The sequence below is a fragment of the Acidiphilium acidophilum genome, from assembly GCF_033842475.1.
In the GTDB taxonomy this organism is placed as follows: Bacteria; Pseudomonadota; Alphaproteobacteria; order Acetobacterales; family Acetobacteraceae; genus Acidiphilium; species Acidiphilium acidophilum.
Genome location: NZ_JAWXYB010000018.1, coordinates 887,327 through 913,805 on the forward strand (window position 1 = coordinate 887,327; position 26,479 = coordinate 913,805).

Here is a 26,479-nt window from a genome sequence, read left to right on the forward strand (position 1 = left end):
ACGCTGCCCAGGTCGGACGGTGCGGCGTCGGCCGGGATCGGTCGAGGTCGAGACGCGGCCTGACAGGCAACGGGCTGGGGTGGCGGAGGGGTGCGGTCGGCAGCTTCGCCAAGTTGGCGAACCTGATTATGCCCAGGCGCTAGACCGACGCCCATGCAGGCGACATGCAGGCGGTGCGCTATTCGGCCCGGTGCGGCCATCTGGCATGCGGTGCAGGGCAGGCGGGGCGGAAAGTATGGCGCGGCCTAGCCGTCCCCCATCTCCCGGACCAGCACGCGCAAGACAAGCAGCCCGTCCGCTGGCTCGATCGGCTCCCTGCGCTTCACCCCCTCGCCTAGCGCCCTCAGTGCGGTTCGTGCTGCCACCCGCCGGCTGGGGGCTATGAGGGGGTTCTCGGCATCGGCGCGGAGTTCTGCCAGCTTGGCAGGGTCGAGGGCGTCAGGTGTCATAGGGACCTTCGCCGCTCCGTACCTCGCCCGTCCGTAAGTCGCGCTCACGCCAGCCCGTAACCACGAGCACGCCATTTTCATCGCGGTGAACGATCAGGCGGCGAACGATCGTAATTTCATCCGCCTTGGTGCCGGCGCGGGATTCCAGGGCGTCGAGGCGCTGCTTAAGCCGCATTGAAACCACCAGGGCTGAACCACACGACCATTTCCGCACCAGCCGCCTTCGCCTCGCCCCGAACGCGGTCCGTAAAGGCGGCGGTAGTGCGGCCCCAAGCATCGAGTTCACCCGGCGCGGCGAACCATTCCAGTGACGGAGTTGGGCTTGCGGCGGCGCACTCGTTGGCAGGATCGTCGAGGCCACCCCTGACATGGATTTCCTGCATGTCGGTTGCGGCGGTTTCCAGCGCCGCTACGCGGTCACTCAGCTTCATGGTTGGGCCCTCCTGTCGGCTTCGAGCGCCGCGATGCGCTCGGCCAGGTCTGCGGTCTCGATCGCCCTGCGATGGGCTTCGATCAGCTTGGCGAAGCCTTCGCCCTCATCCGGGCTGATCGTGCCGGCCGCCGCTGCGTCGGTCACCACGCTCATTGCCAGCATAGCGTCCTCGGCGGTTCGGATCGTCGGCAAGTCGAGTTCTACCGGACTACCCTTGCGCTCAGGCCAGACCCTTCGCAGCACCAGTTCGGCCGCCCGCATATCGCCGCTCTTGGCTTGCTGTATGACTGCCAGGACGATTTCCTCGCTGGCATTGCGGCCCAGGATGTCGAGGGCCTGCACAGCCTTGTGGCGGGCACCACGGGGCTTGCCGGCAGGGTTCCCCGATTGACCGGGCTTGAACCGCCCATCCTGCTTGGGTTCTGAATTATCAGGTGGCATCGGGCAACCGCCGCACGGCCTCGATCACCCGTTGCCCTCGCTCGATCAGCGTGGCCTCATCGGCCATGACCATGATGGCGTCGATGGTCTGGATCAGGGCGTATAGCCTGCGCCGCCCGGCTTTCAGGTCGGTGCGCACCGCCTGCCGAACCGCGGATCGGGTCGGTTTCTCGGGGCTGGGGGAGCCATCGCCCGCCCCCTGTCCCGGCCCGCACCCTCGCCCCTTGCCCCGATACCCTGCCATCAGAAAGCCGCCGCGTTTGCTTGGATCGCCACCCGTGCGCTGGTCTGGTTGCGGATCGTGACCTGTTGCGGGCGCATGGGCTTCTGGCGACGTAGTGTGTCGATCAGGCGTTCCACCTTGGCAGGGAGGTGTGCGTGCGCCGCGTCGTATGCCCTGATGGCCTGTTCCGGCGTCGGGTTGGGGTTCTGGCGACCAATTGCCGATTTGTTGGCCGAAGCCATCACGGGAGGCGGTAGTTGGCTTGGCTTGGGGTAATTCCGCGCGATCGCCGCCTCAGCCTGCTTGCGCGTGACCCTGTCGGTGCCCTCCTCGCGACTCATGGCGGAAATGACTTTCGCCATCATCGTTTTATTATCCATGTTGATCGGGGCGTTCGGCTTGATGCCGGACCACTTCGAGACATTGGCGATGTAGGAGGCGTCGTTCTTTCCGTGCCCATTCCAGATGGGGATGATGCTCGCAATCGTGTCGGCCCCATGCGCCTTGGGATAGCTGGCGAGCAACGCGGCCCCGGCCTGAATGCCCTGCTTGGTCGTGCCGAAATGCTCCAACTTGCCCCCCGGCATCAGGTCGAGCGGGTTGTTGTGCTGCGTCCACTTCGGCGGGATCGGGGCGAGCGGCATCCAAGGCGTGTGTTTCTTTGACCAGGCGTCGATCTGCTTAATTTTCTCGCGGTTCTGGTTGTGAATCCAGAGTTCAAGTCCCGACCCCGAGTGATCGGCGGGCTGCGCTGGGGGGCCGAACAGGCCGCCGCCGGGGTGGTAGGGGTTGAACCCCGCCTTCCCCTTCTTACCCATCGTGGGGTCGAGGGCTTTGGCATATGGAGCCAAGAACCGGGCAACTGATCCGATCTCGCCGGCCAGTTCGCCGATCGAGTTTGCGAAGTTATTGAGACCCTTTTGAAAATTGCTGCCCTCGATAATCCCGCCGAATTTTTTGAGGTCCTTGACGATATCGTTCACGACGATCCCCATTTCGGGGCCTTTGGCGAAGCCTGCGATGGACTTGGTTACGCTCGTTGAAAGCGCCGTCAGGACGGGTGCCAGCTTGTGCAGGCCGGTGATCAGGCTGCTTTCAATTTCAATCCCGGCTTTGCGGAGTTGAATGTCCAGGTTGATCCAGTCGCGGCCCACGGCGCTACTGAAACCCAAGCTGTGAACGTCGTTACGCGCGTTGACAACGGCGGAGTTCATCCGCGAAACTGACGTGTGGCGGTCGAGGCGCATCTGTTCGGTTGATGCGAGTAGGTTATAGCCACGGGCTTGGGCTTCGTTCATCCAATCGGCGCGCGGCATTTTCTTTAGCGCGATCTGCATTTTTTTTTCGGCGTCGAGGGTCAGTTGGAAATTGCTGTCGTGCTGAAGGGCCTTCTGCCCGATACCCAGCCCGGCAAATACCCATCGTTTCGACACATCGTTGCGCGCATTGGCGATGTTTACCGCAAAGGCATCGGCATTCCCGAATTGGTCGAAGTTCGTGCTCAAAGAAGCCGCCTGCCCAGGCGTCATGCCAAGCCCGCGCGCGCTACGCTGCCGGTTCATCGCACTGCTGGCCAGATCGTCCATCCCGAACCCGGAGGCGATACCGGCAATCCCGGCCCCGGCAACGCCCATTTTCAGCATCCACTTACCCATGCCGAAAATCGTGTGCGACGTTTTCATGGCCGCCGCGCCAAGGGCGTTCATCGTGGTGTGGCTCTTGCGGACGGCGGCCTCGAATTGGTGCTGCCCCCGGGTGCTTTTGTGAACACCATCTGCCACGGCCCCTGATGCCGTACCTAGATCGCCCATCGTGTTGAAGCTCTTGCGCGCCTCGGCCTCGAATTTGCGCTGCGCTGCAAAAGCATCATGAATTGATTCCGCGATCACCCCCGATGATGCAGCCATCCCGGCCAAGATGGCGTCGGTCTGTCCCGATGCGGCGGCGAACCGCTTGGCCGCGCCGCCCATCGCGTCATCGACCTTCCGCCAGTCGCCGGGGAGTTCCTTCACCTTTTCCTCATACGCGGCGAAGAGGGTCTGAAAGCGTTGAAACGCTTCGTCTTGAACCTCAACCTCGATTATCGACTTTACGTTACCGGTCATCAGTCGTTCAATTCATCGGTTGCCTGCGGCAGATCGGCGCACCGCTCCCAATCGCGGCCCCAGGCGTTGCCGGTCCAGAGACTACCATCGTTCGCTAACCCGACGATCCGGGCGCGGGGGCGGGTCTCGCCTTCGACCTGCACCTGAACGCCAGTGATGCTGATCAGCTTGCGGGGCCGTTCTGCGGTCACGTCGGCAACGATCGCACGTAACCGCTCGATCTCTGCCGATTGCAGATCGGTGATCTTACGCATCGATTCGCGAAAGCTCGCCCCGGTTTGGCTTGCGGCTGCATCGGCATCGATCATGTGCCGGGCAATCGCGGCATCCGTGGTTTCGGTATGGGGCATCGATTTTCCTTTGATATTTTCGAGGGCGCGGTGATCTGCGCCGGTTTCGGCTGCATCGAATTGGCGGAACCGGCCGCGCCGGTCGGATGGGAAGCTATCGGCCAGCAAGCGGCCCAGCCACGCCATCAGCGAAACTCGGCGGGTACGCGGCCACCCCATGTCGCCCATGCCGGGTGTTCCACAACCTGCACCACGGCACCGGCCAAAAAGAGGCCAGCGGCGCGGAGTTCATCGGCGATGCGGCGGCGGAAATTCTCGCTGTTCTCGCTCTGGTTGGCCTCCCAGGTCATCGCCGGTCCCGTCCATCCCGCTACGCCAGGCGTAAGCGATGCGGTGCATCGTGCGGGCAGCGAGTTGTCGTGTTTCGTCTCGAACCAAGGCGCATGGGCGTAATTCGTGGAGGGCCGGGCAAGTGATCGGTCGAGGATGTGGCGCACCAGGGTCGAGCGCGGAATATCCGCATCGGCGGCTGCCGCGTCGAGGCGATCGAGCGTTGCCGGAGGCAGGCTGATCGATACCGGCCGCGTTTTGGTGGTTTGATCGGGCATGTTTGATCCCTCAGTGACGGGTGAGTGAGTGGTTGAAGGCGACCTTGCCACCCGAACCATGTCCGAACGGTGCCCATGCGGCTTGCGGATCGCCAACGTATTCCGTCACTTCATGCCCGAGTTCGCGCTTTTTGATCGCCCGGATTTGGCCAGCCGCCATGACGGCCGGGGTCTTCACGGCTTCGAGGGCGTCCGCATAAATGCGGGTTTCGACGACATCGAGCGCGGCACCCGCAACGCTATCGAGGCGCGCGGTAGAGAGGGTCGGACTGAATTTTTTGAGGGCATCAGCGAGACGGCGGCGATAGGCGATGGGGCGTTCGCCCGGAACGGGATCGGGCACTGTGCGACCAAGCGCGGCCTGAAAAACGCTATCCGCACGGCTGCGTGCTTCGGCAATCTGGTTGCGGTCATCGGCGGGCGCTTCGGCGGTGACGCGGCGCATCTGGTGTTCCAGCGCGGCGATCTTCGCCATTGCGGCACGATTTGCGGCGGATTGGTAACTGTCCGCACGGCGCTGCCCATTGGTATTGAGCGTCGGGTCTTCGGTCGGGGCCGCGTAATCGCGGCGCGCGCCGTTCGTGTTCAAGGTCGGGTCTTCGCCGCCATCGCGCTCCATCGCATCGAGCCGGTCCAGCACGGCCTTGTGCGACTTCATCAGGGCGTCGGCCCAGGCGGGGATTTTCTCAGCCGAGTCTTCGAAATCAGCAACCATATTCGCGAGCGGTTTCATCGTAATCCTTTCTTGTAACCGGAGCGCCCCGGAGTGAAGCGGAACGCTCCGGCCAATAATACGGCGGGGGCCGATGCCCGCCGCACCACGAAAATACGATATTACCAACAACTACGCAATAATAATCTAGTGCGTCACTTGGCGTCATGGCGCGTCAAACCGTCCTATACTGTCCACGTCCGTCCGTGACTGTTCGGAATTATTTTTCGTGGCGGATCGGGATTACGGGCAAGGCGGCGCAATTCGGCTGCAATTTCCGATTTTTCGACGTGGTATCTCTCGGGATCGCGGCGATAGGGGCCAAGGCGGGCGATGCGCGCGGCGAGGGCAAGCAGGGTCTCAGTGGCGGTGCTGGTCATTGCCCGTTACCCTTGGCGTGTCCGTTCGGCCTCGGCTTCGGCGGTGCCGGCCATGCTCGATCTGCATCTGCGGCGGCGGCGGATTGTGCGAGCAGCACGTCAAGTTTGCGATCCATCGCGTCCAGCTTCGCCGCGACGGCGGCGGCGGCATCGTGCAGGGCGGCGGCGAGGGGATTGGCCGGGGTTGTCATCGCATTTCTCCGGTATGGCGGAGAATGTTTCCGCCGCTGATTGGGTCAAATCCATTGGGTTTCATGGTGTTTGTGTCGCACATCGTCGGCTTGGCTGCGTGCGCGGATACAGTCGAGGCGATCGGTGTGACGCCGAACGCGACCATCATTTCATCAATCATTGGACTGTTTCCGGCCGTCTAACGCGTGGGTGTTGCTGGCCGGGCGGGCAGACGATCATCATGCCCGGCAGATGCTGGAATTGCGCGCGCCATGCGTCGGCATGTTCGCTGTTGGTCTCGATCAGTACGAGCGAGCCCGCCATGCTTGCCGCCACAACGGCGGTGGCATAGTGCTTGCGCTCGCCGCCTGTAGCGTGGACGATTGCGCAACGTGCCGTGCGACGCAGCCGCCGAACGCAGCGCCATCCGACCGGCCCCAGCGGCTGTTCGGCATCATCGCCGATCAGGATGACAGTAGGCTTGCCGGGCCGTTCCAGCGCTTTCGGCAGGGGACTGTCAGGCATCATCTCCACCAGCCGAACCTGCCCGGTCATGGCGGCGCTGTAGAGTGGAAGCCGCCAGGGCGCGACACGCGCCACCAAGTCGATAATGCGCGCGTAGCCCTCATGGCTGTTCATGCGGATCATGGAGTTAACTCCCATGCGTCCCGCCGCGTCGCGCCGTCGATCTGGGTGCCGGCAGGCAGGCGCTCGATCCATCCGCGCTCTTCGAGGATTTCAACGATGCGCTTTGCCGTGGCGGCCTCCCGGATCGCGTTCGGGCCGCGCTGGTAAATCTCCAAGAGGTAGCACCGGGGATCAGGCCGCGATTGCCACCATTCGAGCAGGCGTTGCGCCAGGATCAGATCGGCGGCGATTCCGGCAGTGTCGGCAAGGCGAAGGTGCTCGCCTGCATAGAAGGTTGCTAGTTCGGCGCCGGCGTCGAACGTGGTCGCGTCGATGGTATCCTGCCCGGCATAGGCCGCCATGACGCCGGCGAGGCGGCTGGCATGTTCCAGCATTTTTGCGCCGTAGCCCCGGATCGAGGCATAGCGTTCGCCGTCGCGGAGCGCGGCCTCGGTCTGGTTATAGAACGCGATCATGTGGCGTTCGGCTTCGATGTGGAAGGCGATCGGCGCGGGGTCGAAGCCGTCGCCACCTTCGAGCAAGGGGGGCTTGCGGTCGAGCAGATCGGCTAGGCGATCGTCGTACTGGCAAAGAAACTGGTCATAATCTGCCCGGCCTTCGCGCCACAGGCGCGTGCCGATTGTCGTTTCGGGTTCGGAGAGAAGGATGCGGGCGAGCAATCCGTTGTCGCGTGCGCCGTCATCGCCGATAAGTTTCATCGCCACGGAGCGTTGCGCCATAAGGCTCATGCTCGATCGCCGGCCCATCTTGTGGACATGTCCCGTCGCACGCAGCCGCTTGATTGCCGCGCCGTCCCAGAGAGAATTAACCGTTGTCATGGTGCGGGTGGCGGTTTCGGGTGTGAAGCCGTGGCCTCCGAGAAACATGCCGGCTTCGGCGGAAAACATCGATACATTCGGACGTTCGATCAGTGCGACAATCAGGCCCTCGATCGTCGATTCCTCGGCCATCAGGATCGGTGCTGCGGGCGGTTTCGGTTCGGTGCCGACGCCGGCCAAGGCTTCCGCGACGGCAGCGCGCCCCCGTTTCGCGGCCTTTTTTGCCTCAGCCGTGGCGGCCTCGAAAGCGGCCTTTTCGCGCTTATAGATCGCGATCTCATCGCCATACTTCGCCGCAAGTTTTTGTTCGGCACGGCGGAGCGAAGCGGTAGCGAGCAGGTCAACCGTGGTCTTTCTCTCGCCGGATTGCGCGATGGTCAGCACTGCCAGGTTGAGCGGCTTGGTGCCGACGCCGGGGATTTCCACATCGTGGTGAGGCGCGACGCAGAAGCCGGCAGCGGCCAGCACGGACCCGGCAATCAGGGCCTCGGGGGTCTGTGTCCGGTGCTTGATCGCCTCGACGGCGGGGCGAAGCTCTAGCAGGGCGGCCATCGGATAATCGGCAGGGGGCGCACTGGGGCGATAAAGCGGCTGTTTGCGGTCGGCAGGGGTGCCATGCACCGCCGATTTGACGAAAGCCTCGGCCCCGTCTGCGAAGTTATCCATTATTTCGCGCTCCCATCAAAGGCCGATCTGATCGTCAATTCGCGTTCGCGCGCTGGCAGGGCGCATTCCGCCGCCGCCGCGCGGGCGAGGGCAATCGCCGCCCCTCGATCGAGTTCGCCGCGTTCGGCCAGTTCGCGGAGCCGGTGGCAGGCCCAGTATAACTTGGAGTTCCGCGCGCCCTCGGCTGCCTGCGCGATCGTCCGCACAAGCCCCGCGATCGTCCGCTCGATTTTCTCGGGGGTTCTGATTTCACCGATTGGACGGGGTGCCGGTTCGGGCTTCGGTTCTGGATTACGCAGCCACGCCGGCCAGGGCGCGATAGGCGAGGCGTCCAGCACCGCCCCGCCATGCGCTGCCCACCAGATGACATAGCCCCCAGCGGCCCTAAAATCGACGCCGGGGGCGAGCTTCGCCACGCTGCACCGAAGGTCCGGGCGATCATGATAGACCCAATGCTGGCCGCCCGATCTGGTCTGAATTACCAGCGTGTTGCCCAGGCGCGTGCGGTGCTGGTCGAGCCATGCGGCGGCCTCGGGGTGCTTGGCCGTATCGAGGTCGAGCACCGAGATACCGCTCGCCGGCCCGGTCGGAACACCGATGAGGGGGCCGGGGAATTGCCGGTAAAGCGAGCGAATAGCGGCTGGATCAGCAACCGCCGCATGGAAACCGCGCTTGCAGGCAGGTGTTTTATTCGGCAGGCAGAAGAAGATCGGCCATCCGGTTTCGGCGTTCAATTCGAGAGCGGTTTCGAGGGTCATGCCGCACCGCCAATCGCTTCCTCGATCGCGGCTGCGATGCGACGGCAATGGGCGGCCTCTCCCTCTGCCAGCGCCCTCAGGACCGGATCGCGATCGCGACGGGCGAGAATGCCATCCGCCCGGCTGGCGAGGCTGCGCATCGCACGGCGGGCATCTGTGACCGGGAGGGTGAGCGTCAGGCGGGCGCGGCGTTCTTTGGCTTCGAGGTTGTCGATTATGTGGGTGGCGAGATTATCGGCGTCAGTCTTACGGTTGCGCATTTTGGACCTTTTCGGCCCCTCAACCCTCTTGCGAAAATCTCGGCGGGCGATTATCTCTTTGGTGCCGCCAAGCATCTCAGAGATTTTCGCGCCGCTCCGTTCCTGCATGGGTTCGGGGCGGTTTGCGTTGGAGGCTACGAGGCTTTCGCGAGCGATTCGGCGAATTTCTTGAGGCTGTCGGCAGTAACGAAGGTGGACTTCCCCATTTTGCGCAAGTCGAACGCGCCTTCTTTGGCGAGCAGCCAGAATTTCGAGTGTTTGATACCAAGAGCGGATTGAGCCTCGGCAGGGCGGTAGAGAATTTTCTCAGTCATGGTGTATCTCCGTTTGTGTCCATCCGGACGATAGCAACCGTAACGGTCATGGCGAAAGTGCAGTTTTCGAGGATAGGCTTCGATAAACTGATGGTATTTCCAAGGCTTTTTCATTGGGGTAATTCGCGCGCGTTTTCGGGGCCTGAATAACCACCAGTTCGTTACCGTAATGAACGCAGCGCGGACTTCATGGTATCAGGCGGAATTTCGATGCCGAGCGCGGCCTCAGCGAGGTGAAGCAACGGGAGGTGCGGGGCGCGTCGATCGCGGAACAGACGGTGACGAAGCTGACGGAGCGTTATGATTGCGGCATCTGGTTTTCGCGTAATGCCCGCTTTTAGGGGCATGTTCTCGTAGCTGTGCGCAGTTTTTGTGAAATATTCGATAAGGTCCGTTAGCGCGCGGGTCGATGAGTCAGGCAGCGACAAGTGCGGAATCTTGTTGAGTTCCAGAACCTCGCTGATTTTTGCGGCGGCATCGCTGTACTTTGTCACCCGATCGGCGAGGTCGGTTGCGATTGTCGGGCTGTTGAGGGCCATGCCTGCCGACTGAACCACGGCAAACAGGACACAGTAGGCTTGTTCTATATCTGTTGCGCGGAGCCGGTTCAAAGCCGCGATGGCCTTGCCGTCAACGTCGCGGCGCAACCGGTCGAGCACGGCGGGGTCAGCCCAGGGCAGCGACGCGGCCGCCCGGTCGAGCGCGTCACGGTAGGCGGCGCGGTCAATCGGTTTGCGCCGGGTGGCGGGTGTGGTATCTTTGGCATCGGTCATAGCATCGTCCTTCCGGGACCATTTTGCGGGCCATTGCCCGGTGGCGTCCTACCGCCATCGGGCCACCCCTCTGCCGCCAGCCGGGCGGCGCGGATCGGGCTTAGGCGCGGCGCATTTCCACCACCTCAGCGGATTGGTTGACCGGCACCCCGGCGCAGAATTGCGCCCATGTCTCCATCAAGTGCCGGCGTTTTTCGAGGGCCGGGCCGCGTTTATACGCGGCCTCTGTGCGATCTTTGTTGACGTGAGCGAGCGCGATTTCCACAAGTTCGCCCGGATATTCGGTTTTTTCCTGCGCCCAGGTGCGGAATGCCGCGCGCATGCCGTGAACTGTATGACCGGGCTGGATTGAGTGCAGCGCCTTCGATATCGAAACATCACTCATCGGCTTACCGGCGATCTGGCCGGGGAAAATCAGGCCGTCCGGCCTGTGCGGTTGCGCGGCGAGTTCAGCCAGTATTTCCATGCAACGCGGGGAGAGCGGAACAACATGTTCCCGCTTCGCCTTCATGCGCGACGCCGGAATGATCCAAACATTGATCGAGACATCGGTCTTTATCCCGCCGCGATCGATGCTCACTTTCGCAATACCGATCTCGCTCCACCGCGCGCCGCGCGCCTCGCCCGATCTGGCGGCGGTTAGGATCAGCCATTCGAGGCATCGCCCGGATATCGTCGCCTTCATGCGTAGCGCAGCCATGAACGCGGGAAGGTCAGCATAGGGCAACGCGGCGTGGTGGACGGCTGGGGCGATCTTGCCCTTGGCTGGTAGAACCTGATCGAGAAACCCCGTCCAGCGAGCCGGATTCTCGCCCTGTCGCCATTTGTGAACGGCGGCATAGTCGAGCACCGATTCTATCCGCCCGCGCAACCGGCTGGCCGTCTCGCTCTTGGTTTCCCAGATCGGTTTGAGAACACGCAGCACTTCATCGAGGCCGATGGCGTCAACCGGCATCTTGCCGATGACCGGAGAGGCATAGGCCCGGATCGTGCTGGTCCACTGGCCTGCATGTTTGGCATTTTTCCACTCTCCGGCATGTGCGGCGATATATTGATCAGCCACCGCGTCGAACGTGCGGGCGGTCTGGTTGACGATCTCAGCCTTGCGCATCCGGCGATCGGCGAGCGGATCATATCCGTCCCTTATGCGGTTGCGCAGCAGCCGGGCTTTCTCGCGAGCCTCGGCCAGTGTGACATCGCGGAGGGGCCCCAGGCTCAGCCAATGGGGCTTGCCGGCCAGCATATACCGGAACGCCCACGATTTCGAGCCATCCTTACGGACGCGAAGATAGAGGCCATCGCCGTCATGGATATTGCGCTCGCCGGTTGCGGCGGCGATCGCCAGGGCATTGAGGCGTTTGACGGGGCCGCGTGCCATCGCTCAGGCCAGCCAGAATAGCAAAATAGCAGGAATAGCAGCCCGGCCTATCCGCAAATCGATATTTGAGCCCATCGCCATCTGCATCCGCTCCGCCATCCGTGCCGGATACAATACCCAGCTAATGGATACAATGTAGAACCGTATCGGAATGGACGCAAGCGGTTAAAGGTGGACGCTAAGACGCCGGTTTTCCTCGCTTTTCTCGCCGTTCTTATTGCGGAAACCTCATGGTATGGCGGACACCCCATCCGCCACTTCAGTCCCTGAGTGGGCACTGAATTCACGCCGTTTTTTCCGGTCATCACCTGTCGCAGCCGGGTCTTCGAGCCCATGATCCGGGCCTCGCCATCTGCCACCGCAACGTGCTGGGCAAGCGCTCGAAGATGGTCACGGCGATAGCCTCCACCTTCAGGGCGTCGGTCGACTTACCAGCGGCAGGTGGCAGACCGAGGAGAACTGGGGTAGTTTCAACCATTGTCATGTCCGAAACCGTTCCCCGCCAGCATGCCGGGTTTCGTCATCTGCGTCAGATCGTCGCGGGCGTCAGCAACGGCGTCATTCTGGTCGGCACCGATCAGCGGATTACCTGGGCCAACGACCGTGCCCTCGCGATGCACGGCGTCGAGTCGATCGAGGCGCTTGGGGAAACCGTATCGGACTACCGGACCCGCTTCGAGCTTCGCTACCGCAACAACCACCGTCTTGCCGATGGCCAGTATCCGATGGAACGCGTCCTGGCCGGCGAGGCCTTCGCCGAGGTCGTGGTCGAGGTCGCTCCCGCCGGCAATAATGAAGCCACCTGGGTCCACCGCATCCGCAGCCTCGTCCTGGTCGATGACGACGGCGTGCCCGACCTTCTGGTCCTGATCCTCGATGACGAGACCGAACGCTACAACGCCGAGGATCGGTTCGAACGCACCTTCAACGCCAACCCGGCCCCCGCGATCATCCTCCGGCTCGACGATCTGCGGCACATCAAGGTCAATCGCGGCTTCCTCGAAATGACCGGCTATACCGAGGAAGACGTGATCGGTCGTTCGGTTTACGAAATCGACGTACTGGAAGGGGCGGCGCGCCGCGAACTCGCCATCGAACGGCTCAAGGAAGGCCGCACCATTCCGCAGATGGAAGGATTGCTGCAACTGCCCGGCGGCGGTGAAAAATGCGTCGTCCTTGCCGGTCAGCCGATCGAAATGGGCGATGTCGCCTGCATGCTCTTCACCTTTGCCGACCTCGACGGCCGCCGCCAGGCCGAGGACGCGCTGCGCCAGAGTGAGGAACGCTTCGAAATCGCCTTCCGCCTCGCCCCGGTGCCGCTCGCCATCGTGCTGCGCGACAACTGGCGCCTGCTGCTGATCAACGACGCGTTCACCCGCGAAACCCGGTACGCCACCGAAGACGCAATCGGCCGCGATGCTGCGGATCTGCCCTTGTGGGATTGTAAAGACCAGGCCGCCACCCTCCAGAACACCCTCCGCCGCGATGGCCGCGCGCTCAACCTTCCCATGCGCCTGCGCACGGCCTCCGGTACCGCAATCGAGTGCCTCGTTTCCGCGGCCTCGGTCGATATCAGGGATCAGGCCTGTATCCTGCTTGCGGCCCAGAACGTGTCGGATCGCAACCGCACGGGCGTCGAAGTCGCGCAAGCTATCGAAGCGGCGCTGAAAGACGCGCGCTTCACCGATGCCGTGGTCGAAACCCTGATCCGCCAACGCCGCACCATCGAGCCGACCGACAGTGCGGGACTTGCCGAACTGCCGAGGCGCGCCCGCGAAATTCTCGGCCTGGTGTGCGATGGGCTGAACGATGCCGCCATCGGCACGAAACTCGGCCTGTCGCGCAACACCATCCGCAACCATGTCGCCGGATTGTACCGCAAAACCGGCGTCTCCAACCGTGCCGGCCTCGTCATCTGGGCGCGGGTACGCGGCATCACCGGCGGCGACTAGTGCAGCGATACTAGTCGGCATGGTCCGATCCGACTAGTCGAATTTCAAAAAATACGTGCATTTTTAAGGGTTTTTGCCAATATCAGACCTGTTCAAACCCGCCGCTCCTTCAAGGCGCGGCCGACAACAGGAGAACGACATGGATAAGGATCGCATCGATGGCATCGCCAAGCAGGTCAAGGGTTCCGTCAAGGAGGCCGTGGGCAAGGTGACCGGCGACCAGAAGACCCAGGCCGAGGGTGCCGCAGAAAAAGCCGCCGGCAAGGTTCAGAGCGCGGTCGGCGGTGCCAAGGATTCCATCCGCGACACCTTCAAGAAATAAGGCTGACCAGATAGCCGGCGAAGACGTCACGCGCCGGCTCGCCATCATCGCACCCTGTCCGGCACCGTTGCCGGGCAGGGGCGTTTTCCCGGAATTCAGATCATCATCTCCGCTTTGCTGCTCGGCAACCTTGTCGCGGGCGTGGCTTCCAGCGTGGTTCGCGGGGACGGCAACGTTCGCGGCGGTCTCGCCAAAGGTGCCGGTTCCATCGTCTCGACTGTCGCGTCGAGCCAAGGCCCGCGCCCGGGCATTCCACGGTTGGGCCGACCATCAGCCCGGCAGGACCACCTCGCCATCGCCGCGTCGGGTCAATGGCCCCGCGGCGATCACCGCGCCGATCGGCAGCACCCCGTACACATGCGGAAACGCCTGCCCGCCGCGCGAAATCTCCCACCGCAACGATGCACCCAGCATTGGCAGCTGGACCGCCGCAATCACCAGATCGTCCCGGCCCTGAAAGTGCCGATCGATGGTCTCGGCCAACTGCCCTGCCGCCGACAGATGAATGAACCCATCCGCCCGATCCACCACGCTGCCCTCGAACCACCCAGCCGCCTGGAATTGCGCGAATTCCGTCTCGCTCAGAACCTTGTAGGCGACATCAGCGGTCATTTCACGTTCCGGCCCATCGTCGCGTGCCGCGACAACGAGATCAGATACACTTCGAGATCGACCATCACCGGGCTGTTATAGGCCGGCGCCGCGCCCCCGATGCCCGCGCGGATGCAGTGAACCAACTGCCGCTGCAAGGTGAACACCTCATGGGCCTTCGCATTGTAACGCGGGAAATCGGCCGCGGTACCGATCAGGCTCGGAATTTTCGCCCCCGTCGGCATCACCCCGACCGTTTTGCCGCCATTGCTGTGGCAGGAATCGCAGGTCACCGGCTTGCTGTGAAAGGCCATGTCCGGAATCCAGGTCCGGGTGCTGCCGAACCGGTCCGACTTGAAGATCGCCGCGCCCTGATCGATCGCCTGCTGCATCGGGGTTATCTTGGCTTCCGGCGTCGTTGCGGCACCGGCCGTGGCACTGGCCACCATCCCACTCGCAAGCACTGCAATGGCGGCAATCCGTCGGTACATCATGTGATCCGGTTCCCTCGCTGGATGTTGCCACCCTCATAACAGATCGACCCCGCCGCCGCGATGACTTTCCGCAACCCGCATACGACGGAACCCCTTGACGAAGATCGTATCTAGATATATCTAAAACATGTCGAACAAACAGGAGGCCCGACATATGAATCCCTTCAACCGCATCCGCGCGATGCGCCATTCCCATCACAGCGATAAATTCTGCGACGATCGCCGCCGCTTCGCCTTCGACGATCGCAGCGAGCACGGCCCTGACCGTGAAGCTGGCGGCCCGGGACGTGGTCGCGGCCTTGGTCATGGTCATGGTCATGGGCGGCACGACCATCGCGGCCCCGGCGGCCGGCTGCGCCGCCTGCTCGAACATGGCGACCTGCGGATGCTCGTTCTGCACCTGATCGCCGAAAAGCCGCGCCACGGCTATGAGATCATCAAGGCGATCGAGGATCTCGCCGGCGGTGCCTACGCGCCGAGCCCCGGCGTGGTCTATCCCACGCTCACCATGCTTGAGGATATCGGCCACGTCACCAGCATGACCGAAGGCAATCGCAAGAGCTTCACCATCACGCCCGAAGGCGCCGCGGCGCTGGCCACCGAGCAACCGGCGGTCGATGCCATTCTCGCCCGCATCGCCCAGACCCAGGGCAACGAACCCGCATTGCCGATCCTGCGGGCGATGGAAAACCTGAAAACCACCCTTCGCCTGAAATTCGGCAGCGGCGGGGCGACAGGCGAAACCACCCGCAAGATTGCCGATGCGATCGATCACGCCGCCCGCACCATCGAGGATCTCTGACATGGCAACCACCAGTGCCGCGAAACTCGAAACTGCCTCGGCCGGGCGCTATTTGGGCCAGTTCTGCAAACACTTCGCCCACCGCGTGCCGGTCAACCTCGCCGAATCGGGCAATGCCGGGATCGTCACTTTCGATGGCGGCATCTGCACCTTGCGCGCCGATGACACCGCCCTCGCATTGCGGCTCGACGCGGCCACAACGGAGGATGCCGAACGCTTTCAGGGCGTGATCGAACGCCACCTTGCCCGGTTCGCCTTCCGCGAGGCCCCGTCGCTGGTCTGGCAGATCTCGGCCTGATCGCTTCGCACCCGTACCCGACCGGTTCTGATAGGTGAGGGGCCTGCCCCTCACCATCGCAAACCCGCGCTCAGTGATGATGCGGTTCGTGCGCCAGGAACTCGACGAATAGCGCCGCCGATTCCGCCGGTTTTTCCAGCGTCGGCAGATGTCCGCAATCCTTCAGCACATGAAAATGCGCATGGGGCAGATCATCCGCCAATCCCCGCCCGACCGAAACCGGGACGATCGCATCCTCCTTGCCCCAAAGCACCATCGCCGGCATGTGCAGCGAACCCAACCGCGAGGTCGCCTCCGGCCTGGTCCCGTACGCCGTTGCCTGCGCCGCCCCGGCCTCGCCGCCGATGCGGTGCGCCATCGCCTTGAAGGCTGCCGCCGCCTCGGTCGCCTCCTTGTGCACCACGAGCTCCGCGAGCATGTCGATCACCGCCTCCGGCTGGGTGCGCAGGCCGCCCGCCAGATCCGGCCCGCCCGCCTGCGGTGCCGCCGGATCGCAGCCCATCAGCCACAGCGCCGTGACCCGCTCCGGTGCCGCCAACGCGACCTCCAGCGCCAGATTGCCGCCATAGGATGTCCCGACCAGCGCGAATTTCGCCGGTGCGCGCGCGAGAATATCCGCAACGCTGGCGGCGAGGCTCGGCCTGGGCGACATCATCACATGGGCATGGATGTGCCCGCCCGCCGCCGCGATCACCTCACGATACATCTCCTCGTCGCACAGCAGCGCGGGGATGAAAACGACATCGAGTGCCATGGTGTACAACCCTCCATCCGGACAGCGAACCCGCCGTCATTGACGATCCGCGAAACCAAAGTAAGGATCGATCCACGTGATTGACAAGGACCGCGCCATGACCGGACAAGCCCGCTTCGAACTCTTCGCCTTCTGGCGCACCTCGGCGACCTACCGGGTCCGAGTCGCGCTCAACCTCAAGGGCGTCGTTGCCGAGGAGCGCATCGTCGATATCGATGCCGGTGAACATCGCAGCGAGGCCTATCTCGCGATCAACCCGCTCGGCGCGATCCCCGCCCTGATCGACCGTGGCGCCGGCCAGTCCCGCGCGCCGCTCACCCAATCGCTCGCCATTCTCGAATTCATCGAGGAACTCTACCCCGAACCCGCCATCCTCCCGCCCGACCCGCATGGCCGCGCCCGGGTCCGCTCGCTCGCCGCCATGCTCGCCGCCGACACCCACCCGCTGATTACCCCGCGGGTCAGGAAATACCTCACGAGCCAGGGCGGCTTCGACGATGCCGCGTGGCGCGCCTGGCAGACCCATTGGTTCACCACCGGGCTTCAGGCGGTCGAACACCGTCTCGCGAGCGAGGCCGAAACCGGCGCCTTCTGTCATGGCGAGACCATCACCATCGCCGATATCTGCCTCGCCAGCATTCTCGCGGTCCTGCGGATCTTCAAAATCGAGGTCCCCGCGATCCCGACCATCGAGCGCATCATGCGCAGTTGCGAAGCCCATCCGGCGTTTGCGAAAGCGGCACCACTGGCCCAGCCGGGCGCACCGCGCTAGGCGCGTTATCCCCGAAAATCGCCACCCGCTCTCCGGCGATCAGTCCGGCGTAGGCTGCATCGTCTTTGGAGATGCCACGCAGGAACGGAAGACTGCTCCGCGCCGTAGCGTAACTCGGCCTGAAACATGCCATCAGACCCATCTTGCAGGTGAGTCCTGGATACAGCCTTGGCTCTCCCAGTTGCTGAAATCCAAATCGCCGGTACATCGGAATATGATGAACGCGCACCGCATTGAATACGACATCCGCGTCAAAATGAAGAATAGCATAGCCCGCGACCCTGAACAGCGCGAAAACGAGTCTGGAATCGTCTTCGAACGCCGGCGAGCGCGCCAATCGACCGATTTCAACTGCGGCGGGCATGTTCCGACTGATCGTTAATCTTGAAAGAATCGCTTCTATCTCAGAACCGAAAATTTCCATTACCGGTAGCTTGTATTCGGCACACTCCGGTGTTGGTGGCTGATACAGGCCGATACGAACGGTTGCTGCCGCAACATCATCTTTGAACACGAGAGCCGTCCTGAAGTTCGGCTGGCAATCGTATTTATCATGAAAGATCTGGTCCGGAAGTGAAGCAAGGTTGCCTGATGAGTGGTAAGCGTCATACCGAATGCGATACGCTTGCTTCGTAAGCTTTGGATGGATGGCGAGGGCAGCCGTCGTGACGTTGGCCAGGGGGATATTGGGTTGCGGTTTTACGGCATTCTTGTGATAGGGAGGAGATAAATTGAGACGATCCATCGATTGGTTACCACCGACAATTGCAGCCAGCCCTGATGATAAACCTATTTGGTTGGATTCAAATAATTTAAGCGTATCTTAACTTGTGATAGGTCATATATCATTTGTCTCAGGACAAGAACCATATGCGTTTCCCAAAATTAACCATGAAAATTGGTCTTTCGTCTAAAAAAAAGACTATTTTGTCTCATGAAACTATACGCTGGATCGATAGTGCCCAGATCGATCTGCGGGCGCGGCTCGCGTCGCGCATGGCGCTATCGGGATCGCTGGTTGCCGCGGCCCTTGTTTGGAGTTTTTGGGACCAAAGCGGAGGTACGTTCCTTCCAATTGGGTTTTTCGGCGTTTTCAGCAGTTACGCCGCGTTGTTCATTGCGGCCCAGCTTTGGAGGAGGAGCACACGCAAGCTCGATCGGCTCAGTACCTATAAAGTGACGTTTGCGCTGATCCAGATCAGTCTTGGCATCTTCTGGTCGGTCATTCTTGTTTCCGGCTTGCGGCATGCCACGCCATTGCAGACCAGTACGCTTTTCGCGCTTTCGGTCGGGCTGATGTCGGCACCCGCATTCTCAGGGCCAGCGTTATATGCGTTCGCCCTTTGGGTACCCATCACCATCGGATCGTCGATCGCTCTGGTGTTCAGTGACAGTGCACCAGAATTGCCTGCCTTTGTCGGACTCATCACATACGCCTTCCTCACCTTCACCACCATCCTCTCGGTCAACGCCAGCACGATCGATCGCGAACTGAAACGGATCGATGCCGAGCAGCAGAAGGAACTCGTCAACCTTCTCCTGCGCGATTTTCAGGAGGGCAGCAGCGATTTCCTCTGGGAAACCAATGCGGAGCTCGACCTCCTCAGCCCCTCGCCCCGGTTCGCCCAGGCCGCCCGCACCACCCCCGATGCCCTCATCGGCCAATCGATCATCCGCTTCCTCACCGATCATCGTGCCCGCTTTGCCGGGACCACCAACGACAGTGTCGTCGCTGCCCTGCTTGACCTCGTCGGCCAGCGCCAACCATTCCACGAACAGCGCGTCGAACTCGCCTTCGGTGCGGAAAGCAGGTGCTGGTCCATCACCGGCAAGCCGATCATCTCGGCGGATGGCCGTTTCACCGGCTACCGTGGCGTCGCCTCGGACGTCACTGAAATCCACGACGCCGAACGAAAAATCGACCATATCGCCCGCCACGACAATCTCACCGGCCTCGCGAACCGCATGAGCTTCGATGCCGCACTCGCCGCCATCTGCGCCGATCCCGGCAGCGGTGCCGCTCTGCTCTGCCTCGACCTCGACCATTTCAAATCGGTCAATGACAGGTTCGGCCACAAGACCGGCGATGCCCTGCTGGTTGCCGCAGTCCAGCGCATGCTCCGCTGCCTGCGCGCGCAGGATCGTCCGTTCCGCCTCGGCGGCGATGAATTCGGCATCATCCTGCCCGCAACCAGCCTTGCCAATGCAGACGCGATCGGCGCGCGCATCGTCGCCCATCTCGGCGAACCGTTCCGGATCGACGCGGTCAACCTCACCATCGGCACCAGCGTCGGCATCGCCATGATCACCGCGCCCGGCCAATCGGCCAGCGATGTCTACCATGCCGCCGACCTTGCTTTGTACCGCGCAAAAGCCGAGGGGCGCGGCACCCACCGCGCTTCCACCGCCGAACCCGACGCGAAGGTGAACCGCGCTCGGGACGTCAAATTCGCACTCAACAATGCCCTCAACCTCGATGAATTCTATCTCGACTATCAGCCGATCATCCGCCTCGCCTCCGGCGAGATCAGCGCGGTCGAAGCTTTGGTGCGGTGGAAGCACCCGCAATACGGCATCCTCGCCCCCGATCTGTTTATCCCCGAAGCCGAGCACAGCGGTGCCATCATCCCGATCGGCCGCTACGTCATCGCCGCCGCCTGCGCCTTCGCCGCCACCATCCCCGCCGCAATCGCGGTCGCGATCAACGTCTCCGCCGTGCAACTGCACGATGCCAGCCTGCTGGAGACCATCGCCACCTGCCTCGCCACCCATGGAATCGCCCCCGCCCGCCTCGAATTCGAACTGACCGAAACCGCCATGCTCGATATCACCCCCCAGACCGTCGCGGCCCTCGAAGGCATCAAGGCGCTGGGCTGCGGCCTCAGCCTCGATGATTTCGGCGCCGGCTATTCCTCGATTGCCACCCTCTTTTATTTCCAGTTCGATCGTCTCAAGATCGACCGGTCCCTGATCCGCGACGCAATCGGCGAGTCCCGCCGCCGGATCATCCTGCGCAACATCACCCGCATGGCCCGCGATATCGGCATCATCGTCACCGGCGAGGGCGCGGAAACCGAACAGCACCGTACCGCCCTGATCGAACTGGGCTTCGACGACGCCCAGGGCAATTTGTTCTCCCCGCCGCTCCCCGCCGCCGAACTGCAAAGGCAGCTGCGTGAGGTGGCATGGGGCGAGCAAGCAGGGCAGGGGCGATTTTAACCCGCCATCGCCGGGCGAAGACGGCCACGCGCCGGAGTAGCGGAACGTCGCGAAGTGCGTTATAAGAGACATGCACGCCATTTCGGCGTGGATGAGCCGGGGGAATGGTCTCCCGGATGCGATCGGAACGGCTCAGGTCATTCGGTTGCGTGGAATGTCGGGTATTCTCCGGCGTTTCCGGCCACATGGCCCGTGGCTGTGAGTTCAATCCCACAGCCCGACCCATGCCGCCCGAGACGCTGGCCCCGCTTCATGCCTTCCGATGCCCGCCGTCCGGTCCCGCTTGTATGAAGGACTGAACGATGTTCGACAGATATTTCCGCAAGGAACTCGATTGGGGTGGCCGCAAGCTGATCCTGGAAACCGGCAAGGTCGCCCGTCAGGCAGACGGCGCCATCGTCGCCTCCTATGGCGATACCGTGGTGCTCGCCACCGCCGTGGGGGCCAAATCGGTCAAGCCCGGCCAGGATTTCTTCCCCCTGACCGTCAATTACCAGGAAAAATTCTACGCGGCGGGCCGGATTCCCGGCGGCTTCTTCAAACGTGAAGGCCGCCCGACCGATCGCGAAACCCTGACCTGCCGGTTGATCGACCGCCCGATCCGCCCGCTCTTCCCGCACGGTTTCAAGAACGAAGTGCAGCTGATCATCAACGTGCTCAGCCACGACCTGGAAAACGAGCCGGATATCCTCTCCCTGATCGCCTCGTCGGCGGCGCTCACCTTGTCCGGCATGCCGTTCTTCGGCCCGGTCGGCGCGGCGCGGGTGGGTTATATCGCGGGCGAATATGTCCTGAACCCGACCTCCTCGCAGATAAAGGACAGCAAGCTCGATCTCGTGGTCGCCGGCACCGCCGAAGGCGTGCTGATGGTCGAATCCGAAGCCCATGAGCTTTCCGAGGAGATCATGCTCGGCGCGGTCGCGTTCGGTCACAAATCCTTCCAGCCGGTGATCCAGGCAATCGTCGAACTCGCGGAACACGCGGCCAAGGAACCCTGGACGCTGAGCGAAACCAGCGCGGAGGAAACCGCCCTCTCCAGCCGGATCGACGCGCTCGCCCGCGAAGGCCTCCGCGCCGCTTACGACGAGAAGGAAAAAGGCGTCCGCCACGAAAAACTTGGCGCGGTCAAATCCGAAACCCTCGCGAAACTGACCGAGGAAGGCCTCCCCGCCGACAAGGCCAAGGGCATGTTCAAGGAGCTCGAAGCCGACATCGTCCGCAACGCGATCCTCGATCACGGTATCCGCATCGATGGCCGCGACACCAAAACCGTCCGCCCGATCCTCGCCGAAGTCGGCGTCCTGCCGCGCACCCATGGCAGCGCGCTGTTCACCCGTGGCGAGACCCAGGCTCTGGTCGTCGCCACCCTCGGCACCGCCCAGGACGAGCAGATGATCGATGCGATCGAAGGGGAATATCGCGAGCATTTCATGCTCCATTATAATTTCCCTCCGTTCTCGGTCGGTGAAACCGGTCGCGTCGGCAGCCCCGGCCGCCGTGAAGTCGGCCATGGCAAGCTCGCCTGGCGCGCCATCCACCCGCTGCTACCCGGCAAGGACAAGTTCCCGTACACGCTGCGGGTGGTCTCCGAAATCACCGAGAGCAACGGCTCGTCCTCGATGGCGACGGTGTGCGGCACCTCCCTCGCGCTGATGGATGCCGGCGTGCCGCTGGCGCGTCCGGTTGCCGGGATCGCGATGGGTCTGATCAAGGAAGATCGCGGCTTCGCCGTCCTGTCCGACATTCTGGGCGACGAGGATCATCTCGGCGACATGGATTTCAAGGTCGCGGGCACCGAATCCGGCATCACCTCGCTGCAGATGGACATCAAGATCACCTCGATCACCTTCGAGATCATGAAGATCGCGCTGGATCAGGCGAAGGATGGCCGGATGCACATCCTCGGTGAAATGGCCAAGGCCCTCCAGGGCTCGCGAGACGACGTGTCGCAGAACGCGCCGCGCATCACCGTGATCACCGTGCCGAAAGACAAGATCCGTGACGTGATCGGCACCGGCGGCAAGGTGATCCGCGAGATCGTCGAGCAGACCGGCTGCAAGATCGACATCGAGGACGACGGGACGATCAAGATCGCCGCCACCTCCGACGAGCAGGCCCAGAAGGCGATCGACAAGATCCGCAGCCTGACCTCCGAGCCGGAAGTTGGCCAGATCTACACCGGCAAAGTCGTGAAAGTCGCCGATTTCGGCGCTTTCGTGAACTTCTTCGGCGCGCGGGACGGGCTGGTGCACATCAGCGAGCTCGCCCAGGGCCGCGTCGCCAAAACCGGGGACGTGGTCAAGGCCGGTGATGTCGTGAAGGTGAAAATGATCGGCCTCGACGATCGCGGCAAAGTCAAGCTGTCGATGCGCGTGGTGGATCAGGCGACCGGCGCCGATATCTCCGATCAGGTCGGCGGCAAGGGACGGCGTGAAGACGCCGCCGAGTAACACCGGTACCAGAGCTTCGACTGCAATAGGGCCGAATTCGGCTCTATTGCAGTCCTTGCAAAGCGTCAGCGAAACCAGGACCAATACCGTCGGCTAACGATAGCGCTCTGGTGGGTGAGGACATCATCGTCACCCGCCACGGCCCGGTCGCGCTATTGGGCGACGGCCTGATGCCGATCGGAAGGGTGCGGATCGACATGCCGTGGGAACGCATCGCCCCGGAACATCGCCTCGACCGGCAACGTGCCGAATCTCAGCACAGGCGGCACCCGATTGGTGAAATTATCCGGCAGATGCCGGATCAGTGAGCCATGAAGCGGCAGTAAACTACTACGATCAAGCGGCATGACGTACCGGCTGGAAAATCCGCCGTGCGGAATATGCTCGTAGCCGAAGGCAAGATTCGCGCGCTCCGCCTCGCCATGACCATAGATCGTGCTCGCCTCGATATCGAACGAGGCCCCCGCCACATGCTCGGCGGCCAGTTCGCGGTCGAGCACGAGACACGCCTGGTAAGGTGGATCGACATTGACGAACCGCACGGCGTCGAGATCGACGCACGGCACGTCCGCACTCGGCGTCGGGTCCCGATGATCGACCAGATAGGTCCGATGATCGGTATCGTTGAACTCGTAGCGCAGAAATCCCGGCAGTAATCCGTGAGGCCGCAACCGCTCCCGATACGCCTGTTGGCGGCGGTGAGAATCCGCGCATAAACGGCGCGTAGCTGCCGAGTCCATTTAAATGGACGGCACTGACCGGCCTTTACGGCAACCTGGACCCGGCGCCTAAATCACACGAGAACCAGATCGGCCGGGTACGAGGTCCGTCAGGAAACGCAGAACGTTCGAGGATTTGAATCAGCTGGGGAAGTGAGCAGTTGTTGGACCAGATGACCAAAGACAGTGTGAATTGCGTCAGCAGGTCATGCTCGGCCGCAGGCGTTGATGGAATAATCTGCAGAATGTTCGTTTGCAGTCGCTGTCTGTGCCAAGTGCTTGTCTGCCCACAGTGCGACCGAGGTCAGATCTACTGCATGCGAACTTGCGCCCGGGAAGCTCGTCGTGAACGGCAAAGAGAAGCTCGCCGACGTTATCAGGCAACCCCGCGAGGACGTGTCATGCATGCGGCGAGAAATCGCCATTACCGCGCTCGGGCGGTCCGCGTGACGGATCATGGTCCTGCTAAGCAACCGGAAACCGCGCTTTCGCGTGGATTGGCAATCGCCGGGGCTTCGCGAAAGCCCTGGACCAGCAGTACTCCCCCAGGACATCACCTCTGTCATCGTTGCGGTCGCTCCGTTTCACCTTTCGTGCGCTTGACAGGTCTCCGGCCTCAACGTCGCCCGAGCCGGATTGCCAGGATTGATCAAAACGACACCGGCGCGCGACGCCCACCCTGAAAGCGCCAGCGCCACTGATACAACACCAATCCTGTAGTTCGATCAGCACGGCCATCCTGTCGTCCCGACCTGCGAATTCCGACGCTGTCGCGCGCAGCGGCGGTCAAGGATGGCCGAAGGCCACCGCGCTCTTGCGCGGCGCGAAGCGTCCTTGACGGCTGCGAGCACGGCAGCAGCCTCAGAGCAGAGGGACAGCTACCCACTGCCACTGCCTCCTCCGCCAACTCTCCCACACCGTGTCAAACTGCCCCGCACTCATTAAGTCAATTCACTATGGTAACTATCCCGCGCCGTTTATGCGCGGATTCTCACCGCCGCCAACATACGCCCGGAAATAGGCGAAGTTGAGCGGCGAAAGCCGGATATCGTCCTCCACATAGATGAAATGGGAGTATGCCGGGTCAGCCAGAAACCGCTCCCGCAGCACGCGCTTGTGTTCCCAGGTAATGCGATACGGGTGATCCGGGTCGAACGCCACCGGAACGAACGACATGTTTAAACCGCTGGTCCGAAGAGGAATGAACAGCCGCTCCAGCGTCGCGAGTTCCGCCTCATCCGCCGTCGTCGTCACCACCAAATCCACGGTGCCGTCGCCGTATTCGGCGAAGCCGGTGGCCACGTCGAGCAGATGCCGCAATCGTGCCGCCCGGAACTTGAAGGCCACGACCGCCATGATGCGGAGCGGTGATTCAGAAATTAAATCAGAGACATTGCCCAAAAAATAATTCATTGTATCAAAAAACACGAGTTCAGATCTTATTGCAATTCGCGTCTTGCCCGGCCATTAAGGAACCTCTGAGCAGCGGAATTTTTTACGATGGGATTTGTTGTGCGAGCGGTGATCGGCCGGCAACGGCTGTGGTGGGCCGACTGACGCCTCGAATTCGTGGCAATTTTGGGCTTTTCGGCGGCTTCCAGATCCCTTTTTCGGGATTCTGGACAGACTCGCCCCCGAACCTCAACCCGCCGGTGTGATCACCCGCCGTGCAATGTAGAGGTTCACCAGCGCAAACTGGCTGAACAGGTGCTGCTCATTCTTGAACAACCCACGATACCGCACCTTCGTGTAACCGAACTGGCGCTTGAGAACCCGGAACGGATGCTCGACCGCCGAACGCAGCCCTGCCATCAGCCGGTTCAGCCGCTTCTGCTCAGGCGTCGTGTCGCACCCTTTCGCCCGCTTGAATGGCACAAACCAGCGCGGGCCAGCCTCGTCCTCTTCGCGCACACGGTCCGGCTCGCGCGTTTTGTCGGCGTAGCCGCGGTCACCATGCGCCGTTTGCTCGTCGCCGTGCAGCAATGTCTCCGCCATGCTGTAGTCCGACACCTTACCGGTCGTGACCTCCAGCGTATGCACCAGGCCGTGCGCCGTATCGACGCCGATATGCGCTTTCATGCCGAAATGCCACTGGTTGCCCTTCTTGCTCGACGTCATCTCCGGGTCGCGTTGGCGGGCTTGGTTCTTCGTCGAGGGCGGGGCGGCAATCAGGGTTGCGTCCACGATGGTGCCTTCGCGCAAGATCAGACCTTGGTCCGTCAATAGCGAGACAACCTCCTGGAACAGGCTCTCGGCCAATTGGTGTGCCTCCAACAAATGGCGGAAGTTCAGGATCGTCGTCTCGTCCGGCATGCGGCTCTCGCCCGCGTCCAGTCCCGCAAAGCGGCGCAGCGCGGGGATATCGTGCAGCGCTTCCTCCATCCCAGGGTCCGAATATCCATACCAATGCTGCAGCAAGTGGATCCGCAGCATCGTGCTCAACCGATAGGGCTTGCGCCCTCGCCCGGCGAGCGGATAGTGCGGTTCGATCAGCGCCGCCAGCCGCCGCCACGGCACCACGCGTTCCATCTCCGCCAAAAACGCGTCCCGGCGCGTGACCTTCCGCTGTTTCCGGAAACCGTCATACTCAGCAAAACTGGTCTGCATCCGAAGTCATCCTCTCTGTCAAAGACAGGGAATCATATCCGAAGCGTATCGTAAAGGACTTTTTCAGAGTTT

At 62.5% G+C, this 26,479-nt stretch carries 33 protein-coding genes; 7 read left to right on the plus strand and 26 right to left on the minus strand.

Annotated elements, in window-relative coordinates; all coding sequences use genetic code 11:
- Positions 1–245: 245 nt before the first annotated feature.
- From SIL87_RS06860 to SIL87_RS06950, 19 genes are all read right to left on the minus strand, one after another.
- Entirely contained in the window at positions 246–449 is a 204-nt protein-coding gene (locus SIL87_RS06860) for a hypothetical protein (protein WP_319613440.1), read from the minus strand.
- Entirely contained in the window at positions 439–624 is a 186-nt protein-coding gene (locus SIL87_RS06865) for a hypothetical protein (protein ID WP_319613441.1), read from the minus strand. Before SIL87_RS06865 ends, SIL87_RS06860 begins: the two co-directional genes overlap by 11 nt.
- Positions 614–880: a hypothetical protein gene (locus tag SIL87_RS06870; RefSeq protein ID WP_319613442.1), complete on the minus strand. Its 267-nt coding sequence runs from the start codon at positions 878–880 to the stop codon at positions 614–616. The genes SIL87_RS06865 and SIL87_RS06870 overlap by 11 nt, the downstream gene beginning before the upstream one ends.
- Positions 877–1,323, minus strand: a complete 447-nt coding sequence (locus SIL87_RS06875) for a DUF5681 domain-containing protein (RefSeq protein ID WP_319613443.1) — start codon at positions 1,321–1,323, stop codon at positions 877–879. Before SIL87_RS06875 ends, SIL87_RS06870 begins: the two co-directional genes overlap by 4 nt.
- Positions 1,313–1,567, minus strand: a complete 255-nt coding sequence (locus SIL87_RS06880) for a hypothetical protein (protein WP_319613444.1) — start codon at positions 1,565–1,567, stop codon at positions 1,313–1,315. The genes SIL87_RS06875 and SIL87_RS06880 overlap by 11 nt, the downstream gene beginning before the upstream one ends.
- The gene (locus SIL87_RS06885; protein WP_319613445.1) at positions 1,567–3,651 is read right to left on the minus strand and encodes a hypothetical protein; all 2,085 of its coding nucleotides are present in this window, start codon (positions 3,649–3,651) and stop codon (positions 1,567–1,569) included. The genes SIL87_RS06880 and SIL87_RS06885 overlap by 1 nt, the downstream gene beginning before the upstream one ends.
- Entirely contained in the window at positions 3,651–4,127 is a 477-nt protein-coding gene (locus SIL87_RS06890; protein ID WP_319613446.1) for a hypothetical protein, read from the minus strand. The genes SIL87_RS06885 and SIL87_RS06890 overlap by 1 nt, the downstream gene beginning before the upstream one ends.
- The gene (locus SIL87_RS06895; protein ID WP_319613447.1) at positions 4,127–4,549 is read right to left on the minus strand and encodes a ribbon-helix-helix protein, CopG family; all 423 of its coding nucleotides are present in this window, start codon (positions 4,547–4,549) and stop codon (positions 4,127–4,129) included. The genes SIL87_RS06890 and SIL87_RS06895 overlap by 1 nt, the downstream gene beginning before the upstream one ends.
- Positions 4,550–4,559: 10 nt before the next feature.
- Positions 4,560–5,282 carry a hypothetical protein gene (locus SIL87_RS06900; RefSeq protein ID WP_319613448.1) on the minus strand — a complete coding sequence of 241 codons (723 nt, stop codon included), beginning with the start codon at positions 5,280–5,282 and terminating at the stop codon, positions 4,560–4,562.
- 164 nt (positions 5,283–5,446) lie between these two features.
- Positions 5,447–5,641 (minus strand): hypothetical protein, encoded by a 195-nt coding sequence (locus tag SIL87_RS06905; RefSeq protein ID WP_319613449.1) that lies wholly within the window; start codon positions 5,639–5,641, stop codon positions 5,447–5,449.
- Positions 5,638–5,832 (minus strand): hypothetical protein, encoded by a 195-nt coding sequence (locus SIL87_RS06910; RefSeq protein ID WP_319613450.1) that lies wholly within the window; start codon positions 5,830–5,832, stop codon positions 5,638–5,640. Before SIL87_RS06910 ends, SIL87_RS06905 begins: the two co-directional genes overlap by 4 nt.
- A complete protein-coding gene (locus SIL87_RS06915; RefSeq protein WP_319613451.1) occupies positions 5,829–5,993 on the minus strand; it encodes a hypothetical protein in 165 nt (54 codons plus the stop codon). The genes SIL87_RS06910 and SIL87_RS06915 overlap by 4 nt, the downstream gene beginning before the upstream one ends.
- Positions 5,990–6,460 (minus strand): hypothetical protein, encoded by a 471-nt coding sequence (locus SIL87_RS06920; protein WP_319613452.1) that lies wholly within the window; start codon positions 6,458–6,460, stop codon positions 5,990–5,992. The genes SIL87_RS06915 and SIL87_RS06920 overlap by 4 nt, the downstream gene beginning before the upstream one ends.
- Entirely contained in the window at positions 6,457–7,944 is a 1,488-nt protein-coding gene (locus tag SIL87_RS06925) for a YfjI family protein (RefSeq protein WP_319613453.1), read from the minus strand. Before SIL87_RS06925 ends, SIL87_RS06920 begins: the two co-directional genes overlap by 4 nt.
- Entirely contained in the window at positions 7,944–8,702 is a 759-nt protein-coding gene (locus SIL87_RS06930; RefSeq protein ID WP_319613454.1) for a bifunctional DNA primase/polymerase, read from the minus strand. The genes SIL87_RS06925 and SIL87_RS06930 overlap by 1 nt, the downstream gene beginning before the upstream one ends.
- Complete coding sequence (locus SIL87_RS06935) at positions 8,699–8,962, minus strand: hypothetical protein (RefSeq protein WP_319613455.1); 264 nt, start codon at positions 8,960–8,962, stop codon at positions 8,699–8,701. Before SIL87_RS06935 ends, SIL87_RS06930 begins: the two co-directional genes overlap by 4 nt.
- A gap of 134 nt (positions 8,963–9,096) precedes the next feature.
- Positions 9,097–9,276: a hypothetical protein gene (locus tag SIL87_RS06940; protein WP_319613456.1), complete on the minus strand. Its 180-nt coding sequence runs from the start codon at positions 9,274–9,276 to the stop codon at positions 9,097–9,099.
- 161 nt (positions 9,277–9,437) lie between these two features.
- Entirely contained in the window at positions 9,438–10,049 is a 612-nt protein-coding gene (locus SIL87_RS06945; RefSeq protein WP_319613457.1) for a hypothetical protein, read from the minus strand.
- Positions 10,050–10,149: 100 nt separating this feature from the next.
- A complete protein-coding gene (locus tag SIL87_RS06950) occupies positions 10,150–11,427 on the minus strand; it encodes a tyrosine-type recombinase/integrase (RefSeq protein ID WP_319613458.1) in 1,278 nt (425 codons plus the stop codon).
- Positions 11,428–11,909: 482 nt separating this feature from the next.
- Between SIL87_RS06950 and SIL87_RS06955 the strand changes: the two genes are divergently transcribed.
- Positions 11,910–13,379, plus strand: coding sequence for a PAS domain S-box protein (locus tag SIL87_RS06955; RefSeq protein WP_319613459.1), 1,470 nt, complete (start codon positions 11,910–11,912; stop codon positions 13,377–13,379).
- 139 nt (positions 13,380–13,518) lie between these two features.
- Positions 13,519–13,701, plus strand: coding sequence for a CsbD family protein (locus tag SIL87_RS06960; RefSeq protein ID WP_319613460.1), 183 nt, complete (start codon positions 13,519–13,521; stop codon positions 13,699–13,701).
- Positions 13,702–13,971: 270 nt separating this feature from the next.
- Here SIL87_RS06960 and SIL87_RS06965 read toward each other — a convergent pair whose 3' ends face one another.
- Positions 13,972–14,313 carry a DUF952 domain-containing protein gene (locus SIL87_RS06965; RefSeq protein ID WP_319613461.1) on the minus strand — a complete coding sequence of 114 codons (342 nt, stop codon included), beginning with the start codon at positions 14,311–14,313 and terminating at the stop codon, positions 13,972–13,974.
- Complete coding sequence (locus SIL87_RS06970; protein WP_319613462.1) at positions 14,310–14,786, minus strand: cytochrome C; 477 nt, start codon at positions 14,784–14,786, stop codon at positions 14,310–14,312. Before SIL87_RS06970 ends, SIL87_RS06965 begins: the two co-directional genes overlap by 4 nt.
- 154 nt (positions 14,787–14,940) lie before the next feature.
- Between SIL87_RS06970 and SIL87_RS06975 the strand changes: the two genes are divergently transcribed.
- Both SIL87_RS06975 and SIL87_RS06980 read left to right on the plus strand, forming a co-directional pair.
- Positions 14,941–15,588, plus strand: coding sequence for a PadR family transcriptional regulator (locus tag SIL87_RS06975; RefSeq protein WP_319613463.1), 648 nt, complete (start codon positions 14,941–14,943; stop codon positions 15,586–15,588).
- Position 15,589: 1 nt separating this feature from the next.
- Positions 15,590–15,886, plus strand: a complete 297-nt coding sequence (locus SIL87_RS06980; protein ID WP_319613464.1) for a DUF2218 domain-containing protein — start codon at positions 15,590–15,592, stop codon at positions 15,884–15,886.
- 70 nt (positions 15,887–15,956) lie between these two features.
- Here SIL87_RS06980 and SIL87_RS06985 read toward each other — a convergent pair whose 3' ends face one another.
- On the minus strand, positions 15,957–16,640 hold the full coding sequence (locus SIL87_RS06985; RefSeq protein ID WP_319613465.1) for an alpha/beta fold hydrolase: 684 nt from the start codon (positions 16,638–16,640) through the stop codon (positions 15,957–15,959).
- Positions 16,641–16,716: 76 nt separating this feature from the next.
- Here SIL87_RS06985 and maiA point away from each other — a divergent pair, with 76 nt between their 5' ends.
- A complete protein-coding gene (gene maiA, locus SIL87_RS06990) occupies positions 16,717–17,412 on the plus strand; it encodes a maleylacetoacetate isomerase (protein ID WP_319613466.1) in 696 nt (231 codons plus the stop codon).
- Here the strand turns inward: maiA and SIL87_RS06995 are convergent.
- Positions 17,339–18,157 carry an N-acyl amino acid synthase FeeM domain-containing protein gene (locus SIL87_RS06995; protein ID WP_319613467.1) on the minus strand — a complete coding sequence of 273 codons (819 nt, stop codon included), beginning with the start codon at positions 18,155–18,157 and terminating at the stop codon, positions 17,339–17,341. The genes maiA and SIL87_RS06995 overlap by 74 nt on opposite strands.
- A gap of 431 nt (positions 18,158–18,588) precedes the next feature.
- On the opposite strand from SIL87_RS06995, the gene SIL87_RS07000 reads away from it, so the two are divergent.
- Both SIL87_RS07000 and pnp read left to right on the plus strand, forming a co-directional pair.
- Positions 18,589–20,631, plus strand: coding sequence for a putative bifunctional diguanylate cyclase/phosphodiesterase (locus SIL87_RS07000; RefSeq protein WP_319613468.1), 2,043 nt, complete (start codon positions 18,589–18,591; stop codon positions 20,629–20,631).
- 302 nt (positions 20,632–20,933) lie between these two features.
- Positions 20,934–23,081 carry a polyribonucleotide nucleotidyltransferase gene (gene pnp, locus SIL87_RS07005; RefSeq protein ID WP_319613469.1) on the plus strand — a complete coding sequence of 716 codons (2,148 nt, stop codon included), beginning with the start codon at positions 20,934–20,936 and terminating at the stop codon, positions 23,079–23,081.
- Positions 23,082–23,233: 152 nt separating this feature from the next.
- Here pnp and SIL87_RS07010 read toward each other — a convergent pair whose 3' ends face one another.
- The 3 genes from SIL87_RS07010 to SIL87_RS07020 all read right to left on the minus strand — a co-directional run bounded on the left by SIL87_RS07010 (position 23,234) and on the right by SIL87_RS07020 (position 26,407).
- Complete coding sequence (locus tag SIL87_RS07010) at positions 23,234–23,821, minus strand: hypothetical protein (protein ID WP_319613470.1); 588 nt, start codon at positions 23,819–23,821, stop codon at positions 23,234–23,236.
- Between the two features lie 942 nt (positions 23,822–24,763).
- Positions 24,764–25,228: a hypothetical protein gene (locus SIL87_RS07015; protein WP_319613471.1), complete on the minus strand. Its 465-nt coding sequence runs from the start codon at positions 25,226–25,228 to the stop codon at positions 24,764–24,766.
- Positions 25,229–25,441: 213 nt separating this feature from the next.
- Positions 25,442–26,407 (minus strand): IS5 family transposase, encoded by a 966-nt coding sequence (locus SIL87_RS07020; RefSeq protein ID WP_319612665.1) that lies wholly within the window; start codon positions 26,405–26,407, stop codon positions 25,442–25,444.
- Between the last annotated feature and the right edge of the window lie 72 nt (positions 26,408–26,479).

Excerpts from the sequence above, each read along its gene's own strand:
- SIL87_RS06905 (WP_319613449.1), bottom strand. The coding sequence starts at position 5,641 with ATGACCAGCACCGCCACTGAGACCCTGCTTGCCCTCGCCGCGCGCATC.
- SIL87_RS06975 (WP_319613463.1), top strand. The coding sequence starts at position 14,941 with ATGAATCCCTTCAACCGCATCCGCGCGATGCGCCATTCCCATCACAGC.
- SIL87_RS06950 (WP_319613458.1), bottom strand. The coding sequence starts at position 11,427 with ATGGCACGCGGCCCCGTCAAACGCCTCAATGCCCTGGCGATCGCCGCC.
- SIL87_RS06960 (WP_319613460.1), top strand. The coding sequence starts at position 13,519 with ATGGATAAGGATCGCATCGATGGCATCGCCAAGCAGGTCAAGGGTTCC.
- SIL87_RS06930 (WP_319613454.1), bottom strand. The coding sequence starts at position 8,702 with ATGACCCTCGAAACCGCTCTCGAATTGAACGCCGAAACCGGATGGCCG.
- SIL87_RS06865 (WP_319613441.1), bottom strand. The coding sequence starts at position 624 with ATGCGGCTTAAGCAGCGCCTCGACGCCCTGGAATCCCGCGCCGGCACC.
- SIL87_RS06980 (WP_319613464.1), top strand. The coding sequence starts at position 15,590 with ATGGCAACCACCAGTGCCGCGAAACTCGAAACTGCCTCGGCCGGGCGC.
- SIL87_RS06910 (WP_319613450.1), bottom strand. The coding sequence starts at position 5,832 with ATGACAACCCCGGCCAATCCCCTCGCCGCCGCCCTGCACGATGCCGCC.
- SIL87_RS06895 (WP_319613447.1), bottom strand. The coding sequence starts at position 4,549 with ATGCCCGATCAAACCACCAAAACGCGGCCGGTATCGATCAGCCTGCCT.
- SIL87_RS06965 (WP_319613461.1), bottom strand. The coding sequence starts at position 14,313 with ATGACCGCTGATGTCGCCTACAAGGTTCTGAGCGAGACGGAATTCGCG.
- SIL87_RS06915 (WP_319613451.1), bottom strand. The coding sequence starts at position 5,993 with ATGATTGATGAAATGATGGTCGCGTTCGGCGTCACACCGATCGCCTCG.
- SIL87_RS06940 (WP_319613456.1), bottom strand. The coding sequence starts at position 9,276 with ATGACTGAGAAAATTCTCTACCGCCCTGCCGAGGCTCAATCCGCTCTT.
- SIL87_RS06935 (WP_319613455.1), bottom strand. The coding sequence starts at position 8,962 with ATGCGCAACCGTAAGACTGACGCCGATAATCTCGCCACCCACATAATC.
- SIL87_RS06880 (WP_319613444.1), bottom strand. The coding sequence starts at position 1,567 with ATGGCAGGGTATCGGGGCAAGGGGCGAGGGTGCGGGCCGGGACAGGGG.
- SIL87_RS06985 (WP_319613465.1), bottom strand. The coding sequence starts at position 16,640 with ATGGCACTCGATGTCGTTTTCATCCCCGCGCTGCTGTGCGACGAGGAG.
- SIL87_RS06925 (WP_319613453.1), bottom strand. The coding sequence starts at position 7,944 with ATGGATAACTTCGCAGACGGGGCCGAGGCTTTCGTCAAATCGGCGGTG.
- SIL87_RS06870 (WP_319613442.1), bottom strand. The coding sequence starts at position 880 with ATGAAGCTGAGTGACCGCGTAGCGGCGCTGGAAACCGCCGCAACCGAC.
- SIL87_RS06900 (WP_319613448.1), bottom strand. The coding sequence starts at position 5,282 with ATGAAACCGCTCGCGAATATGGTTGCTGATTTCGAAGACTCGGCTGAG.
- SIL87_RS06875 (WP_319613443.1), bottom strand. The coding sequence starts at position 1,323 with ATGCCACCTGATAATTCAGAACCCAAGCAGGATGGGCGGTTCAAGCCC.
- SIL87_RS06995 (WP_319613467.1), bottom strand. The coding sequence starts at position 18,157 with ATGGATCGTCTCAATTTATCTCCTCCCTATCACAAGAATGCCGTAAAA.
- SIL87_RS07010 (WP_319613470.1), bottom strand. The coding sequence starts at position 23,821 with ATGGACTCGGCAGCTACGCGCCGTTTATGCGCGGATTCTCACCGCCGC.
- SIL87_RS06970 (WP_319613462.1), bottom strand. The coding sequence starts at position 14,786 with ATGATGTACCGACGGATTGCCGCCATTGCAGTGCTTGCGAGTGGGATG.
- SIL87_RS06955 (WP_319613459.1), top strand. The coding sequence starts at position 11,910 with ATGTCCGAAACCGTTCCCCGCCAGCATGCCGGGTTTCGTCATCTGCGT.
- SIL87_RS06860 (WP_319613440.1), bottom strand. The coding sequence starts at position 449 with ATGACACCTGACGCCCTCGACCCTGCCAAGCTGGCAGAACTCCGCGCC.
- pnp (WP_319613469.1), top strand. The coding sequence starts at position 20,934 with ATGTTCGACAGATATTTCCGCAAGGAACTCGATTGGGGTGGCCGCAAG.
- SIL87_RS07020 (WP_319612665.1), bottom strand. The coding sequence starts at position 26,407 with ATGCAGACCAGTTTTGCTGAGTATGACGGTTTCCGGAAACAGCGGAAG.
- SIL87_RS06890 (WP_319613446.1), bottom strand. The coding sequence starts at position 4,127 with ATGGCGTGGCTGGGCCGCTTGCTGGCCGATAGCTTCCCATCCGACCGG.
- SIL87_RS06945 (WP_319613457.1), bottom strand. The coding sequence starts at position 10,049 with ATGACCGATGCCAAAGATACCACACCCGCCACCCGGCGCAAACCGATT.
- SIL87_RS06885 (WP_319613445.1), bottom strand. The coding sequence starts at position 3,651 with ATGACCGGTAACGTAAAGTCGATAATCGAGGTTGAGGTTCAAGACGAA.
- SIL87_RS06920 (WP_319613452.1), bottom strand. The coding sequence starts at position 6,460 with ATGATCCGCATGAACAGCCATGAGGGCTACGCGCGCATTATCGACTTG.